Below are 16,776 nucleotides of genomic sequence, written 5' to 3' on the forward strand. Positions count from 1 at the left end.
GCGACACTCCCGACTCAGTGCTCCACCGGCCGATACTGGGGCGGGTGTTCGAAGGTATGCAGAGGCGCCGGGCTCGGCACCGTCCATTCAAGATCCTCGGCGCCATCCCAGGCCTTGCCCGGCGCCTTCTTGCCGCCCCGCACGCACATGATCACGATGACCACGAACAACAGCTGCGAGAAGCCGAACATGAAGGCACCGATACTGGAGAGCATGTTGAAGTCGGCAAACTGCAACGAGTAGTCGGGAATCCGTCGCGGCATGCCGGCAAGCCCCGAAAAGTGCATCGGAAAGAAGGTCAGATTGACCCCGATGATCGATAGCCAGAAGTGCCACTGGGACAGCCGCAGGTGCGGGTAGTGGCCGGTCCACTTGGGCAGCCAGTAGTAGACCGCCGCCATGATCGAGAACACCGCGCCGGGCACCAGCACGTAGTGGAAGTGCGCCACCACGAAGTAGGTGTCGTGGTACTGGAAGTCCGCCGGCGAGATCGCCAGCATCAGCCCCGAGAAGCCACCGATGGTGAACAGCACCACAAAGGCGATGGCGAACAGCATCGCCGGCTCGAAGCTGATCGAACCCCGGAACAGGGTGGTGATCCAGTTGAACACCTTCACCCCGGTCGGCACTGCGATCAGCATGGTGCTGTACATGAAGAACAGCTCCGCCACCAACGGTAACCCCACCACAAACATGTGGTGCGCCCACACCAAAAACGACAGGATGGCGATGGAAGCGGTGGCGTAGACCATGGAGGCATAGCCGAACAGCCGCTTGCGGGCGAACGTCGGAATGATCACCGAAACGATGCCGAAGGCCGGCAGGATCATGATGTAGACCTCGGGATGCCCGAAGAACCAGAACAGATGCTGGAACAGCACCGGATCACCACCGCCACCGGCATTGAAGAAGCTGGTGCCGAAGTTGATGTCCATCAGCATCATGGTGACCACCCCGGCCAGCACCGGCATTACCGCGATCAGCAGGAAGGCGGTGATCAACCAGGTCCAGACGAACAGGGTCATGTCCATCAGGCGCATGCCCGGCGCGCGCAGGTTCAGGATGGTGGCGATGATATTGATCGCCCCCAGGATCGAGCTGATACCGGCGATGTGCAGCGACAATATAAAGAAGGTAGTGGACGGCGGCGCGTAGGTGGTGGACAGCGGCGCATAGAAGGTCCAGCCGAAATTCGGTGCCCCACCCGGCATGAATAGCGTACTCAACATCAGGGTAAAGGCGATCGGCAGCAGCCAGAAGCTGAAGTTGTTGAGCCTCGGCAGCGCCATGTCCGGCGCCCCGATCTGCAGCGGCACCATCCAGTTGGCCAGCCCGACGAAGGCCGGCATCACCGCGCCGAACACCATGATCAGGCCATGCATGGTGGTCATCTGGTTGAAGAACTCGGGCTGCACCAGCTGAAGACCGGGCTGGAACAATTCGGCCCGCACCACCAGCGCGAAGACCCCACCGATCAGAAACATGGTCAAGGAGAAGATCAAATAAAGGGTACCGATCTCCTTGTGATTGGTGGTCAGTACCCAGCGCATCAGACCGCCTGGGCGATAGTGATGCTCGTCGTGTCCCGCCGAACTGGCCTCGGAGGCCGACGACTCGAGTCGATGCTTGGGAGGCAGTGACGCCATGGCGAAGATCTCCCCTGTTGGCCGCCTGCCTGACTCTTGGCGGGCGTCGATGGTGCGTTCAACGTGACTCCTGAGAGCCCCCGGTTGCTCGGACTGGTCGTTCGTCGACCATCCCTTGTTCGCTATTCCCTTGCTCGTTCATCTCTTGTGCTTGCATTTCCCGGCACCTGAACGGCTGCTCCAATCGCGATCCCGACAGCCGTTCGTCCGGCTACTCGGACAGCATGTCGGCGATATCGGCCGGCTGGGTCACCTCGCCTGTCTCATTACCCCAGGCGTTGCGTTCGTAGGTGATGACGGCGGCGATCTCCACCGGATTCAGGGTGGTGCGGAAGGCCGGCATGGCGGTACCCGAGACACCATTGACGACGGTATCCAGATGGCGCTCCGGCTCGTCCAGCAGTGCCTGGTTGCCCGCCAGCGCCGGGAAGGCAGGCGGCAGGCCACTACCATCGGCCTGGTGACAGGAGGCGCAGATGGAGCCGTAGACCTGCTCGCCACGCTCCATCAGTTCGTCCATGGACCACTCGCGATCCACCCCCTGGGCCTCCTGGGCAGCGGCGGCCTTGCGCTCGGCCAACCAGGTATCGAACTGCTCCTGCTCGACCGCCTCGACCACCACTGGCATGAAACCGTGATCCTTGCCGCAGAGTTCCGCGCACTGGCCGCGATAGATGCCGGGCTCGTTGATGCGCACCCAGTTTTCGTTGACGAAGCCTGGCACCGCGTCCTGCTTGACCGCCAGTTCGGGCACCCACCATGAGTGGATGACGTCGTCGGCGGTCAGCAGCAGGCGTACCTTCTTGCCCACCGGCAGCACCAGTGGTTCATCGACTTCGAGTAGATAGTTTTCCCCCTTCTCGCTCTCGCCGGAGATCTGCTCGCGGGGGGTCGCAAGGTTGGAGGTAAAGTCGACATCTTCACCCAGGTAGCTGTAGTGCCAGCGCCATTGCTGGCCGGTCACCATCACATCCAGGTCGGCGTCGGAGGCGTCGTACATCTTCTTGAGCGTGGCGGTAGCCGGCACTGCCATGCCGACCAGAATGAGCAACGGCAGGGCCGTCCAGATCACCTCGACGGTGGTGTGCTCATGGAACTTGGCGGCCTTGGCGCCCTGGGAGTGACGATAGCGGAACAGCGAGTAGAACATGGCGCCGAAGACCACCACGCCAATGATCACGCAGATCCAGAAGATCGTCATGTGCAGCGAATACACCTCACGACTGACGTCCGTCACCCCGACCGGCATGTTCCAGTCGGACGCCTGGAGGTGCCCTCCGAGTCCTGCGAACAGCGTTCCCGCAGTCATCCACACATGCCGCATGCGCATCGATGCCTCCTGGAGCTCGTTGTTATCTTGTTCGCTCGCCAATGGCTCGAGTATAGAAGAGCCTGGTCACTGCCCCGCCTGTAGCGGGCCGAGCCGTCAACGCAAGACGCCACCCTGCCAACGGGTCACTCAACCCGCCGCCAGGGTGGCGATCACGATCAGAATCACGACAAACAGCACCCCCATGAGGATGCCTACGACGATAAAGCTGGACGCCTTGCCGGTGGTGAAGTCTTCCTGACGCCGGGACTCGCGTTGCACGCCGAAAAACGCGGCGAGTACCGACTTGATGGTCTTCCACATCTTGACCTCCGGCCCAATCCCTTCGCTTGACCATAGTTCAGCCGGAGACAATTTGCGTTGCGCATTAGACGAAGGTCAGAGTCCGAATATCGCCACAATCAGCGGCAGCAAAAAGGCGGTGATCAAGCCCGTCAGTCCCATGGCAAGGCCAGAGAAGGCGCCGGCCATGGCTCCCAGCTTGGCGAACGCCTGGGCCGTACCAAAGCCGTGGGCGGAGAGCCCCATGGTAAAACCCTGGATCACCGGGTCCTTGATGCCGAGTAGACGAAAGATGAACGGCCCCAGCGCACAGCCGATGGAGCCGGTAATCAACACAAGCCCCGCCGCCAGTGACGGAATACCGCCTATCTTCTCCGCCACCCCCATGGCGATGGGCGACGTTACCGAGCGCGGCGCCAACGACAGCACGGTTTCTGGCGCCGCCCCGAACAACAGCGCAATGCCAAGGGTCGAGGCCACCGCGGTCACGATACCCGCGCCGCAAGCTACCAACAGCGGCAGCAGTAACTGACGCACCCGCTCGCGATGGTCATACAGCGGGATGGCCAGCGCCACCGTGGCGGGCCCCAGCAAAAAGTGGATGAACTGGGCGCCCTCGAAGTAGGTGGCGTAGTCGATCCCGGTGACCAGCAGGAAGGAGATGATGAGGGCAATACTCAGGGTTACCGCGTGAAGCAGCGGCGTGCCGCCCAGCCACTTGTTGATGCGCACCGCCAGGGCGAAGGCCAACAGCGTGACCAGCAGCGACAACAGCGGATTGCCAGACAGATAGACCCATAGCTCATCGAGTTCGGCCACATCCATTACTGACCTCCCCGGCGAGCAGCCAGCCTTGCCATGACCCAGGCGGTGACCGCCAGGGTCAGGGCCGTGGACAGCACCAGCGTCGCCGCGATGGCGAGCCAGTCATCGGCGATCAGGCGGCCATGCACCATTAGCCCGACACCCGCAGGCACAAACAGAAGCGTCAGGTAACGCAGCAGACCTTCCCCTGTCGTACGCAGGCTCTTCGGCACCTTGCCGCGAATCGACAGCCCGATCAGCAGAATCACCATTCCGATCACCGGCCCGGGTATCGGTAACGTCAGCCCCCGCGCGATCAACTCACCAGCGAACTGACACGCCAGCAGTAGACTCATTCCCAGAATCAGCGGCATTCCCTGGTCCTCCTCGTGTCCCATTGCCTACCAATAGTGTGTCAGAGCACGGACAAAGTGGGCAGCGCTGACGCCCGGGACTGGTCAATTTCCAACCAATTGAAATAAAAGCGCAAAAGGGGCTTTTCATTTTGAAATGAACGCGCTAGTATACGCCTCGTCTTCGGGGGACAGGCCAGACGGTCACACAACCCATAGGCCAAGTCGGAGCGTGGCGCAGCTTGGTAGCGCGTTGCAATGGGGTTGCAAAGGTCGCAGGTTCGAATCCTGTCGCTCCGACCACTGAATTCAAGAATGACGGTCACCTTGCTCATCAGAGCGGTGGCCGTTTTTCGTTGTGTTCGCCACCCCCTTCTTGTCGCGTAGGGCACACAAGCATGGGCACCGCCTGAACTGCCCCACTCCGCTTTTTTACACCGCTATCCACTCCGCTTTTTACTCCGCTATCGACAGCACTATCTCCTGCACTATCCACTCGGCCCACTTGCTACTTTCACCCTTCTCGCTTTTTCCTCCTCGTGGCGCCGTTACATCGCGCTGTCTGGAGCCGATGCCCCTGCGGGACCGAGGGTGCTACCGCGACCTGCGCTCAGTGCCTCTATACCGCCAGCCGCCGCATCGAACCCTCACCGTAAAGTGCTGGCGATCGGATATTACCAATGCTATATATTAGCCTGATCTTATTCGACAAATGGTTGAATTCTCTGGCGTTCCATACCCGACATCTGCCGGCCAACGGATACAAGGCAGCAGACGGGGTAGACCTGCTCGTCTCGAGCAGCCGCCAGGGCGAGCAGGAATGGCCGGCAGGAAATCGACGCACAGCAGTGGCTGCGTCTCACGACACCAATCAGGAACTGACATGAACTACCGACTGATGTTTCAGCTTACGGACTCCCTGAACACCAAGTCCCTAGAGCCACTGTTGCTGAAACCCACGCCACTGGAAATGCCGGAGCACCAGATCGACTCCTTGCAGGAAGTTCCAGCTACCGATGATCTGATCGAGCTTCCCTTCACGGCGGAGGAAGGCGAAAAAACCAGCCTGGTCTTTGTGCAGGGCAGGGTTGTCTCCACCAAGAAGACCTTCACCATCTCTGATGGTGGTGAAAGCGCCAGGTGCCTGGTGACCTGCTTCATCGAACCCAATCGCGTGGTGCAACAGGGCACAGGCGAGCTGATTCTCGAACCCACCATCAACAACATCGAAGAGATGCTCTGATCTGCGATGCAGCAGGCCGTCGGTAGCGCCTGCAGGATTACACGTGCGCCGACGGCCTTTCTTCGACGCCCTGAAGGCGCGCAGCCAGGCGAGTCACCATCTCGTTGTAGTCCCTGCGAAGATCACTGGCACAACGTCGCCGACATCACCGGCAGGAAGATGTCGTCAGTGGTGCTCCGGCTGTTCCTGCAACACCAACCACGACCACCAGAGGACGCTTATGCGCAACAAGACCACCGCGGTCGTCCAGTGGATACGGCGTGAGGCTGGGCCGCTGCTGGTTGCCAGCATCTTCCCGCTGCTGCTGATCGTCTACTTTTTCAAGGAAGGTTTCTCGATCAAGGTGCTGGCGCTGTTTCTCGCCCTTCCGCTGGTGGTCTATCTGTCGCTGAGTGTCGCTATCTGGCTGTGGTTCGTGGTCAGAAATCGGGACTCTCGATAAGGACTCCGGGATCGCTGCCGCTCAGCGCGGGCAGGAGGTACTGATCTGCAAGAACGGGAAGCCGGTTGCACGCATTGAAGCCTTGAAAGATCGAGGATTTGGCCTGAATGAGCTCTATGGACTGACCAAGGGTCGTATCGAGGCGGAGGCTGGCTGGGATGCTCCGCTGGAAGAGGACGTCATCGAAGCGTTGTTTGATGGAAATCATCCATGAAGCGCTACCTGCTCACTATCGATCTTTGGCGCTGGCCGACTGAACGGTTGCCCGCCGATGGCCTGATAAAGCGCTACGACCCGGCTTGCCGCTATATCGCCCCGGTCGATGAACTGTTGCCATCTCGGTAGTGCTCGGCAAAGCGCCCCTCGGCCGAGGCCGACATTTGCTCACCCCCATCGAAACGCCGCTTCATCACAGACGAGGCCTACCTTGCGATGTTGGCCAATAGATGACGCCCGTCTACGACCAGACACTGTGGTCATCCGGTGATGGTGATCCCCGCCGCCGCATCCATTAGGCTATGCCGAGACGTCCCGACGATAGCGATGCGTGTTCTGCTCAAGCTAGCGCCGTCACCGCCTCGGGCTGCCACGCCTTCACGCAGTACAGAGAACTCGCCATGACCGATACCACCGCCGCCTCGGGCTTGATCGTCCTGCAGGGCAACCGTATGGAGGATCTGCGTGATCTGACCCTGAAGTGGCTGGGACGACGCCCGCTGCATCCGCTGGCACGCACCCTTTTTCTGGTGCAAAGCAACGGTATCGCCCAGTGGCTCAAGACCTCGATCGCCGAGCGCCAGGGCGAACCGGGCTACGGCGTCTGTCTCGGCACCGACGTTGCCCTGCCCGCGCGCTTTCAGTGGCAGGCCTACCGCGCGGTGATCGAGGCGGTGGAAGGCTCGGGGCAGGTGCCGACCACCTCCCCCTGGGACAAGAGTCGCCTGCGCTGGCACCTGATGAAGCTGCTGCCCGAAGCCCTGGACGACCCTCTGTTCGAGCCGCTGGCGCGCTACCTGCGCGAGGACGATGAGCAGCGCAAGCGTTACCAGCTGGCCGAGCGCCTGGCTGACCTGTTCGATCAGTACCAGGTCTATCGCGCCGACTGGCTCACCGCCTGGGAGGCCGGGAACGATGTGCTCACCCTGCCCGGTAACCGCGTCGCAGCGGTCCCCGATGACCAGCGCTGGCAGCCGGCCCTGTGGCGCAGGATCAGCGACGCCTTGCCCGCCGACCAGCGCCACAGTCACCGCGGCGCCGTGCACCAGCGCTTCAAGCGGGCCGCCGAGCAGCTGACCCGCGAGGTCGAACAGGGCGAGACGGCCTGCCCCCCGGAAATACCGCCGCGTATCGTGGTGTTCGGCATTTCGTCGCTGCCCCAGCAGACCCTGGAGGTGCTGGCCGCCCTGTCCAGCATCAGCGAGGTGGTGCTGTGTCTGCTCAACCCCTGCCAGTTCTACTGGGGCGAGATCATCGAGACCCAGGAGGTACTGCGCCGCCACGTGCGCCAGCGCCGTCGCCAGGGCATGCCGGCGGAGCTTCACCACTCGCTCGAACAGCTGCATCTACACGCCCATCCGCTGCTGGCAGCATGGGGCAAGCAGGGCCGCGACTACCTGCAGCTGCTCAGCGAACATGACCACACCGACGTGGAGGCGTTGAGCGCCCTGCTCGACGACTCGGTGGATCTGTTCCTCGCGCCGCCCACCGACACCCTGCTGGGCCAGCTGCAGGACGACATCCTCAACCTGCGCCCGCTGGCGGAGACCCAGGCCGAGTGGCCAGCGCTTGATCCCGAGCACGACCACTCGATCCGTTTTCACATCTGCCACAGCCCTCAGCGTGAACTGGAGGTTCTGCACGACCAGCTGCTCGAGGCGTTCGCCGAGGATGCGACTCTCGAACCCAGGGACGTGATGGTGATGGTGCCGGACATCAACGACTACGCGCCCTATATCGACGCGGTATTCGGCCAGTTCGCCCCGGGCGAGAAGCGCCACCTGCCCTACCACGTGGCCGACCAGCAGGAACGCCATCGCGAACCCATGCTGGTGGCACTGGAGACCCTGCTGTCGCTGCCGCGTCTGCGTTTTCGCGCCAGCGAGATCCTCGACCTGCTGGACATCCCGGCCATCCGCACGCGCTTTGGCCTTGGCGAGGGTGACCTATCCACCCTGCAACGCTGGATTCGCGAAGCCAACGTACGCTGGGGCCTCGATGCTTCCCAGCGAGCCGAACTCGGCCTGCCGGAACACGACGAGCTGCACACCTGGCGCTTCGGCCTCGAGCGCATGCTGATGGGCTACGCCGTGGGCGAGGCCGGCGACGACGGCGAGGACTGGGGCGACATCGTGCCTTACGACGAAGTCGCCGGCCTCGACGCCACCCTGGTGGGTCCGCTGTACCGGCTGATCATGACCCTCGACGAGGTTCGTCAGAGCCTGATCGAACCCAAGACGGCCAGCCAATGGGACCAGGTTCTGGGAACCATGCTGGAGCGCACCCTGGCCCCCGGCTCCAGTGCCGAAGAGGCCTTGCTCGGACGCATCCAGGCGGCGCTCGAGACCTGGCACGAGGAGGTCGACTCGGCCGAGGTCGGCATCCGTCTGCCGCTGGCGGTGGTGCGTGAAAGCTGGCTTTCGCGCATCGACCAGCCCCAGCTGTCCCAGAGCTTCATGATGGGCCGCATCACCTTCGCCACCCTGATGCCCATGCGCGCGATCCCCTTCCGCCACGTCGTGCTGCTGGGCATGAGCGACGGCGCCTACCCGCGCCGCGCCGAGGCCATGGACTTCGACCTGATGGCCATGCGCGGGCACTATCGCGCCGGCGACCGCTCCCGGCGTGACGACGACCGCTACCTGTTCCTCGAGGCACTGCTGTCGGCGCGGGACCGGCTGACCATCAGCTGGTGCGGACGCAGCCCCCAGGACAACGGCGAGAAGCCGCCCAGCGTGCTGGTCGGCCAGCTGCGCGACCACCTTGGCAAGGGCTGGCGCCTTCCCGACCAACCGCCCCACGATGAGCGCTCGCTGGCCGAAGAGCAGCAGATGGCCGAGGGCCTGCTCACCGCCCTGACCACCGAGCACCCGCTGCAGCCCTTCGGCGCCGGCTACTTCCTGGCGGACTCGCCGCTTTATACCTATGCAGACGAGTGGCAGCCCCTGCACCAGCGTGATTCACGTCACCCGGACCCGATGACGGCCACCTCAGCCGATGAGGCGCTGCCGCCCTGGCGCCCCGAAGGCGCCATCGGCCTGTCGCAGCTTTCCGGCCTGCTGCGCGATCCCGTCAGCGCCCTGTTCCAGCAGCGCCTGTCCACCAGCATGCGCGACGAACAGACGCTGAGCGACGACGACGAACCCTTCGCCTTCGCCGGCCTCGCCCGCTGGCAGCAGCGCGAGGCCCTGGTGCAGCCGCTAGGCCAGCGTCTGGCCCACGACCGCGCCTGCGACCCCGCCCTGTTGATCGAACGCCAGGTCCAGCGCCAGCAACGCGCCGGCCACTACCCGCCGCCACCGGTGGGCCCGGTGATCCGCCGCCAGTTGCTGGAGCGAATCCCCGACGCTCTCGACCACTACCGCGAACTGCTAGAGCGCTACCCGCGCTCGCTGCAGCGGGCACCGCAGCTTCGCCACGACAGTCGCCTTCCCTTGTCCGACTCGAATGAGACCCTGGTACTGGAAGACGCCCTGTCCCACCTGCACGCGACCGACTCTGCCCCCTCCTCCGGGGCCAGCGACGAGGGCGATGCGGATGCGGATGCGGGCGCGAGTGAGGTGGCCCGCATCGTGCTGTTGACCAGCCAGATCCACCAGGGCGAGCATTTTCACTGGAGCCAGATTCTGCGTCACTGGCCGGCGCACCTGGCGCTGCAGTGCCTCTACCCGAATTCGCCGAGCCATCTGGTATCACCCAGCGGCGTGCTGGAGATCCCCGGCATGCCCCGCGAACAGGCCGCAAGACGCCTGGATGCACTGATGAGCTGCTGGCTTGCCGCCATGCAGGGGGCCACGCCTTGCCACCCCGACATCGCCTTTGCTCTGCTCGAGGAATACCCCGTGGCAGAGGATGCAGCCTGGCCACCGGCAGACGCCCAGACGTCAGCTACATTGCGCAAGGCCTGGGAGCAGGCCTGGGAAAAACTGCCGGAGCGAAGCCCGCTGCTGCTGCGTGAATTTCCAAGCCTCGACGAGCTGATCGGCGCCGAGGGCTTTGCCGAGGCCTGCCGTGAGCTCTACGCCGACCTGCATGGCTGGATCAGCACCGCGCGCAGCGCTCGCAAGGGTTCTGACAAAGCATCGGGCAAGAGTAACGCCACCACCGGGAAGGAATCCGCATGAGCCTGCCGTCCGACCTTTTCTCCACCGACGACCAGCCGCCTTCCCCGGACAACGCCGGCCAGACGCCGCTGCCATTGGCGCTGCCGCTGCAGGGCAGCCAGTTGATCGAGGCCAGCGCCGGCACCGGCAAGACCTTCACCATCGCGCTGCTCTACGTGCGTCTGGTGCTGGGCCACGGCCAGCCCGACAACCCGGCGAGTCGACGTGACAATGGCTTCAGTCAGCCGCTGGTGCCGCCGGACATCTTGGTGGTGACCTTTACCGAGGCCGCAAGCCAGGAGCTGCGCGATCGTATCCGGGCGCGCCTGGTCCAGGCCGCCGAGGCCTTTCGCGCCGGCGACAGGGACGACGGCTCGGCCGCGGACGACGGCCTCGCCGAACGCGACCCGCTATTGGCCGCGCTGCGCGACGACTTCGAGCGCGACGCCTGGCCCGCCTGCGCCCGGCGACTGATGCTTGCCGCCGAATGGATGGACGACGCCGCCATCTCGACCATCCACAGCTGGTGTCAGCGAATGCTCAAGGAGCACGCCTTCGACAGCGGCAAGCTGTTTCGCCAGGAGGTGGTCAAGGATCTCGGCGAGATGACCCAGGAGGCGGTTACCGACTACTGGCGCACTCGCGTCTACCCCCTCGACGAACCCCTGGCCGCGTCCATGGTCGAGCTGTTCGGCTCGCCCCAGGGGCTGAACAAGGCGCTGCGCAACCTGCTAAGCCGGGAGGACGCCAGCCTGGTCTTCTGCGGCGAGCCGTTGGCCGCTGGCGATTTCGGCGCCCACCTTTCCCAGTTCAGCGACGCCCGTGGGAGCGCCGACAGGCTGGAAGAGGCCGCCCGCCGCGCCTACCTGGATGAGAAGGAGGCGGTGCACGACTGCCTGCGCACGCTGCGCCCGGCGATGCACGGCGGCAGCTTTCGCGGCAAGGATGACGACGACACCTTCGACGGCTGGCTGGAACAGCTCGACAACTGGGCAATCGGCAAGCTGCCCCTTGCCGAGGCAAGCTTCGTGCAGAAGCTCGCGCGCTCCAAGCTGCGGGTAAAAAAGGGCACCGAGGTGCCCGAGCTTGGCCTGTTCGAGGCCCTGGAGGCGTGTCGCGACAACGACGAGCAGGTCGAGACCCTGCAGCGCGAGCTCTACCCCCAGGTGCTGGCGGATGCCCGCGACTGGGTCAGCCAGCGGCTGTCCGAGCAGCTCGAGGCCAACGCCCAGATGGGTTTCAACGATATGATCACCGGACTGGCCGGCGCCCTGGACGGCGACGGTGGCGAGACCCTGGCACGGCGCATTCGCCAGCAGTTCCCGGTGGCCATGATCGACGAGTTCCAGGATACCGATCCGGCCCAGTACCGCATCTTCGAGCGGGTCTATCGTATCGGCGATGCGCCCACCGCTGAGCCAGGCACCCCTGACCATGACGCCACGGCGCTGATCCTGATCGGTGATCCCAAGCAGGCGATCTACGGCTTTCGCGGCGGCGACATCTACACCTACCTGGGCGCCCGTCACGCCACCCTCGGGCATCACCACAGCCTCGACACCAACTTCCGCTCGAGCCAGGCCGCCGTGGCAGCGGTCAACCGGCTGTTCGCGTTCGCCGAGCAGCGCCACCCCCGCGCCGCCTTCCGCTTCGCCGCCGACGACCACAATCCATTGCCCTTTCAATCGGTCGGCGCCAACGGTCGCAAGGAAACCCTGTGCCTGGATGGCAAGCCCGCCGCCGCGCTGACCGGCTGGCTGATCGCCGACGGCAACAAGGACAACGGCTGTCTCAACAAGGAAGGCTACCTGCGCGAGGCCTCCCGCCACTGCGCCGACCGCATTGCCGACTGGCTCAATCAGGCCAGTCCTGGCGACGGCACTCCAAGTGCCGGTTTCGCCACCTCAAGGAACGCCGGTGACAGCAAGCTCACTCCGCTGAAGGCCGGCGATATCGCCATCTTGGTGCGCGATCGCAGCGAGGCCAGCGCCATCCGCAACGCCTTGAGCGAGCGCGGCCTGGCCAGCGTCTACCTGTCGGATCGGGACAGCGTCTTCGCCACCGCCGAGGCCCGCGACCTGCATCACTGGCTCAAGGCCATGGCCAACCCGGAGTCGGTATCGCCCCTGCGCACGGCCCTGGCCACCGCCACCCTGGGCCTGGGACTAGCCGAGCTCGACCGGCTGCAACGCGACGAGACCGCCTGGGAGCGGGTGCAGGAGCGCTTTCTTGGCTACCGCCTGCGCTGGCAGCGTCGGGGCGTACTGCCGGCGCTGCGCCAACTGCTGCACGACTACCGGATCCCCGAGCGACTGCTCGGCGCCCACCAGGGCCAGCGTCGCCTGACCAACCTGCTGCATCTGGCCGAATGGGCCCAGCAGGCCAGCGACACCCTGGACGGCGACCACGCCCTGATTCGCGTGCTCGCCGAACACCTCGACGACCCTGGCCACGACGAGCAGATCCTGCGCCTGGAAAGCGACGCCGACCTGATCCAGGTGGTGACCATTTTCAAGTCCAAGGGGCTCGAGTATCCGCTGGTGTGCCTGCCGTTCCTGTGCACCTACAAGGAGATCAGCGGCCAGTCCGGCACGCCCCTGTACCACGTCGACGACCAGCCGCTGCTCGAACTGGCGGCCAAGAAGGAGATGGCCAAGGAGGGCTTTGAGCTGGCCGACGACGAACGACTGTCCGAGGAGGTACGGCTTCTGTACGTCGCCTTGACCCGAGCGCGCCACGCCACCTTCGTTGGCCTTGCCCCCCTCAAGCTCGGCAACGCCAGGAGCGCCACCCTGCACAAGTCGGCGCTGGGCTATCTGCTGGCCGGCGGCGAGGCGATCCCTGACCTGACAAACCTGCGAGAGCGCTGGGAGGCCATGAGCGGGGGCTTCGACGCCATCGCCCTGGACGCCATCGACGCCAGCAGTGATAGCCCCCAGATCCAGTACCACCCGGTCACCACCGAGCTCGCCACCAAGGGCGCGCGCACGCCCAGCCACAGCCCCTTTGCCCCCTGGTGGATCGCGAGTTACTCCTCGCTTGCACAGAAGGGAGCCACCGCCCCCGAGACACCCGAGGCCGAAGTGCTGGAGGAAGAGCATCTGGACGCCCGCCTGGTGCCCGCGGCGCGAGAAGCCGGCGCCCCCGAGCCCGGTACCCTGCACGCCTTCCCGCGGGGCCCTGGCCCGGGCACCTTCCTGCACGGCGTGCTGGAAGCGCTGGCCGAGCACGGCTTTGACAGCGCGCTTGATGATGCAGGCCTGCTCGCCCGCCTGGCCCAACGCTGCCGCCGCCGCGGCTGGGAAGCACACACCCAGGCGCTGACCGACGGCATCCATCGCTGGCTGACCACGCCCTTGACCTCGACCACACAAGAGCGCCCCGACGGCGAGGATGCCGACGATGGGCCGGTGCTGGCGAGCCTTGAGCGCTACCGCGCCGAGCCCGACTTCTGGTTCGCCACCCATGACGCCATCACCCCGGCCATGGACAAGCTCACCCGCCAGCATCTGTTTCCCGGAGTGCCCAGGCCCCAACTGGGCTATCAGCGCCTCAACGGCCTGCTCAAGGGCTTTATCGACCTCCTGGCCGAGCATCAGGGACGCTTCTATATCATCGACTGGAAATCCAACTGGCTGGGTCCGGACGATGACGCCTACCACCAGGACGCCATGCGCGCCGCCATGCTCGACAAGCGCTACGACATGCAGCTTGCGCTCTACCTGGTGGCACTGCATCGCCACCTGCGCCAGAGCCTGCCGGACTATGACTATGACCGCCACGTTGGAGGGGCCATGCTGGTCTTTCTGCGCGGTATTACCGCGCCCTCGCGCGGCGTCGCCGCGATCAAGCCGCCCCGAGCCTTTATCGAGGCACTCGACGATATCCTGGCCGGACAGGCGGGCCACGCCGCGAGAGCAACCCATGACAGCGCCACCGGCCATGGCAATGACACCAGCGGGGAGGCAATGGCATGAGCGAGGCTAACCCTGAGGTACACCGCGAGGGGAAGGGCGAGACACCGGGCGATGCAGCCTCGACCGCCCTGCCGTCCTCGCCCTTTGCCACCCCGGAGCAGGCACTGGCCGACCCCGAGGCGCTGCTGTCGCTGCTGTTTGCCTGGGCCGAGTACGGCTGGATCCGAGATCTGGACGCGGCGCTGCCACATCGGCTGGCCAGGCTCGCCCCGGACGGCGACGCCAGCTGCCTGCTGGCGGCCATGCTGGTCAGCCACCAGGCCGGCCAGGGGCATCTGCTGCTGGATCTGAATCCGGCCCGCCGCCAGCCCGAGACACTGATCGCCGTCGCTCGCGACGTGGCACGTGACGACGCCGCCCCGCCCCCGCCGGAGGCCCTGCTCGGCCGTCTCGGCGACGACTGGGCAAACCGGCTTCAGCGCTGGTCGGCGGTGGCGCAAGGCCCAGGCGCCAGTCCTCTGGTACTGGAGGCAGAGCGCCTCTATCTACGCCGCTACTGGCGCAACGAACAGCGGGTCGCCAACGCCATCGCCGCGCGGCTGTCGACGCCCGGCACTCCAACCAAGGATCATCCAGCCGAGGACGCTCCAACCGAGGATCATCCGACCGCCGACGGTGACGCCGCCCGCCTGCGTCCGGTGCTGGATACGCTGTTTCCCCCGTCCGATCCGCGTGCCGACCAGGCCGCCTCCCAGAAGCTCGCCTGTGCGCTGGGCGCACGCGCCCCTTTCGCGGTGATCACCGGCGGCCCCGGCACCGGCAAGACCACCACCGTCATCCGCCTGCTGGCGCTGTTGCAGACCCAGGCCATCGCTGAGCGCGGCGCCCCCCTGGCGATACGCCTGGCCGCCCCCACCGGCAAGGCGGCGGCGCGACTCAGCGAATCCATTCGCGACCAGATCGCCGCCCTCGACGAACTGCCGCTGCCGGACGCCGCCCAGGTGCGCGCCTCGATTCCCCACGAGGTCTCGACCCTGCACCGGCTGCTCGGCGCCCGACCCGATACCCGTCACTTCCATCATCATCGCCTCAACCCTCTGCCGCTGGACATGGTGGCGGTGGACGAGGCGTCGATGGTCGACATCGACATGATGGCGGCACTGCTCGACGCCCTGCCGCCCCGTGCACGCCTGGTGCTGCTCGGCGACAAGGACCAGCTCGCCTCGGTGGAAGCCGGCGCGGTGCTCGGCAACCTGTGCGCCCGGGCCGAACAGGGCCACTATCGCCGCGACGTCAGCGACTGGCTCGAAGCGGCTACCGGGCTGTCGTTGCCCGAGGCCCTGCACGACGGCGACGGCCGAGCGCTGGATCAGTCCGTCGCCATGCTGCGCCACTCCTTTCGCTTCGATGACGCCAGCGGTATCGGCCAGCTTGCCCGCGCCATCAACGCCGGCGACAGCCGGCGGGCGCTCGCGGTGCTGGACGACACCGCCTTTCCCCAGGCGCAACGCCAGGCCCTGCCCCGCGCCAACGAGCGGCGCCTGATGACCCTGGCGCTGGATGGCCGAGGCCAGGACGCGGCCTGGGGCTATCGCTTCTATCTGGGCGCCATCACCCCGCGTCCCGACACCCCGGAAGCTGGCGCACTCGAGCAAAGCGGTCTGCTGCGGCCACGCCCGTCGCTGTCATCCGAGCGAGCCGAGTGGGACCGCTGGGCCTCTGCCATCCTCGAGGCCCACACCCAGTTCCAGTTGCTGACGCCGCTGCGCGCCGGCCACTACGGGGTCGAATCGCTCAATCAGCGCATCGAGCAGGCGCTGGCGCGAGCCGGACTGATCGACAAGCCGGATCACAGCACCCACTGGTACGAAGGCCGCCCGGTGCTGGTCACCGGCAACGACTACGCGCTCAAGCTGATGAACGGAGATATCGGCATTGCCCTCAAGGTGCCGGTGGAGTTCGCCAACCCCGAGGCCGGTACCACCCTGCGCGTGGCCTTTCCTGCCGGTGACGGCCAGGGCGGCATCCGCTGGGTGCTGCCCAGCCGGCTGCAGCGGGTCGAGACGGTATTCGCCATGACGGTGCACAAGTCCCAGGGCTCGGAGTTCGTCCATACCGCCCTGGTGATGCCGGACACCCTGTCGCCGATCCTGACCCGCGAACTGGTCTACACCGCCGTCACCCGCGCCAAGAAGACCTTCACCCTGCTCAGCGCAAGCGACGTGGTGCTGGCCAAGGCCATCGAACGACGGATTGCGCGTCAGAGTCGGCTGTTTCAGTCGCCCGAAACATAGGCCCTGCAAAATCGCTCGGCATATTGTTCCGGTTCAGTAGCCCAGAGATGCTGCCCATCGACAGAAAGCCGCATCCTCACAGCGCCAACGACGCTTTGGCACAAGGCGAAGTGGGGATGCGACCAACGCCAGGACGCTCTAGGCTG

General features: G+C 65.3%; 11 protein-coding genes and 1 tRNA gene. 7 read left to right on the forward strand and 5 right to left on the reverse strand.

Annotated elements, in window-relative coordinates:
* Positions 1–14 precede the first annotated feature (14 nt).
* The 5 genes from ctaD to KUW00_RS10885 all read right to left on the reverse strand — a co-directional run bounded on the left by ctaD (position 15) and on the right by KUW00_RS10885 (position 4,436).
* Positions 15–1,646 carry a cytochrome c oxidase subunit I gene (ctaD, locus tag KUW00_RS10865; RefSeq protein ID WP_222569059.1) on the reverse strand — a complete coding sequence of 544 codons (1,632 nt, stop codon included), beginning with the start codon at positions 1,644–1,646 and terminating at the stop codon, positions 15–17.
* A gap of 211 nt (positions 1,647–1,857) precedes the next feature.
* On the reverse strand, positions 1,858–2,976 hold the full coding sequence (gene coxB / locus KUW00_RS10870) for a cytochrome c oxidase subunit II (RefSeq protein WP_124804713.1): 1,119 nt from the start codon (positions 2,974–2,976) through the stop codon (positions 1,858–1,860).
* A 129-nt stretch (positions 2,977–3,105) separates the two neighbouring features.
* On the reverse strand, positions 3,106–3,279 hold the full coding sequence (locus tag KUW00_RS10875; RefSeq protein ID WP_083970217.1) for a DUF2970 domain-containing protein: 174 nt from the start codon (positions 3,277–3,279) through the stop codon (positions 3,106–3,108).
* Positions 3,280–3,354: 75 nt separating this feature from the next.
* Positions 3,355–4,083: an LrgB family protein gene (locus KUW00_RS10880; RefSeq protein ID WP_045991506.1), complete on the reverse strand. Its 729-nt coding sequence runs from the start codon at positions 4,081–4,083 to the stop codon at positions 3,355–3,357.
* The gene (locus KUW00_RS10885) at positions 4,083–4,436 is read right to left on the reverse strand and encodes a CidA/LrgA family protein (protein ID WP_045991507.1); all 354 of its coding nucleotides are present in this window, start codon (positions 4,434–4,436) and stop codon (positions 4,083–4,085) included. Before KUW00_RS10885 ends, KUW00_RS10880 begins: the two co-directional genes overlap by 1 nt.
* A 205-nt stretch (positions 4,437–4,641) precedes the next feature.
* Between KUW00_RS10885 and KUW00_RS10890 the strand changes: the two genes are divergently transcribed.
* The 7 genes from KUW00_RS10890 to recD all read left to right on the forward strand — a co-directional run bounded on the left by KUW00_RS10890 (position 4,642) and on the right by recD (position 16,630).
* Positions 4,642–4,718: transfer RNA gene (locus KUW00_RS10890), tRNA-Pro, on the forward strand.
* A gap of 580 nt (positions 4,719–5,298) precedes the next feature.
* Positions 5,299–5,658 carry a hypothetical protein gene (locus tag KUW00_RS10895; RefSeq protein ID WP_108133728.1) on the forward strand — a complete coding sequence of 120 codons (360 nt, stop codon included), beginning with the start codon at positions 5,299–5,301 and terminating at the stop codon, positions 5,656–5,658.
* A 220-nt stretch (positions 5,659–5,878) separates the two neighbouring features.
* Complete coding sequence (locus KUW00_RS10900; protein ID WP_124804712.1) at positions 5,879–6,100, forward strand: hypothetical protein; 222 nt, start codon at positions 5,879–5,881, stop codon at positions 6,098–6,100.
* A 210-nt stretch (positions 6,101–6,310) separates the two neighbouring features.
* The gene (locus tag KUW00_RS22400; protein ID WP_261392106.1) at positions 6,311–6,445 is read left to right on the forward strand and encodes a hypothetical protein; all 135 of its coding nucleotides are present in this window, start codon (positions 6,311–6,313) and stop codon (positions 6,443–6,445) included.
* A 272-nt stretch (positions 6,446–6,717) separates the two neighbouring features.
* A complete protein-coding gene (recC, locus tag KUW00_RS10905) occupies positions 6,718–10,440 on the forward strand; it encodes an exodeoxyribonuclease V subunit gamma (protein ID WP_222569060.1) in 3,723 nt (1,240 codons plus the stop codon).
* Positions 10,437–14,396 (forward strand): exodeoxyribonuclease V subunit beta, encoded by a 3,960-nt coding sequence (gene recB / locus KUW00_RS10910; RefSeq protein ID WP_222569061.1) that lies wholly within the window; start codon positions 10,437–10,439, stop codon positions 14,394–14,396. Before recC ends, recB begins: the two co-directional genes overlap by 4 nt.
* Entirely contained in the window at positions 14,393–16,630 is a 2,238-nt protein-coding gene (gene recD / locus KUW00_RS10915; RefSeq protein ID WP_222569062.1) for an exodeoxyribonuclease V subunit alpha, read from the forward strand. The genes recB and recD overlap by 4 nt, the downstream gene beginning before the upstream one ends.
* The last annotated feature ends 146 nt before the right edge of the window (positions 16,631–16,776 follow it).

It is taken from the genome of Halomonas sp. DP5N14-9 (assembly GCF_019802175.1).
GTDB classification, from domain to species: Bacteria; Pseudomonadota; Gammaproteobacteria; order Pseudomonadales; family Halomonadaceae; genus Halomonas; species Halomonas litopenaei.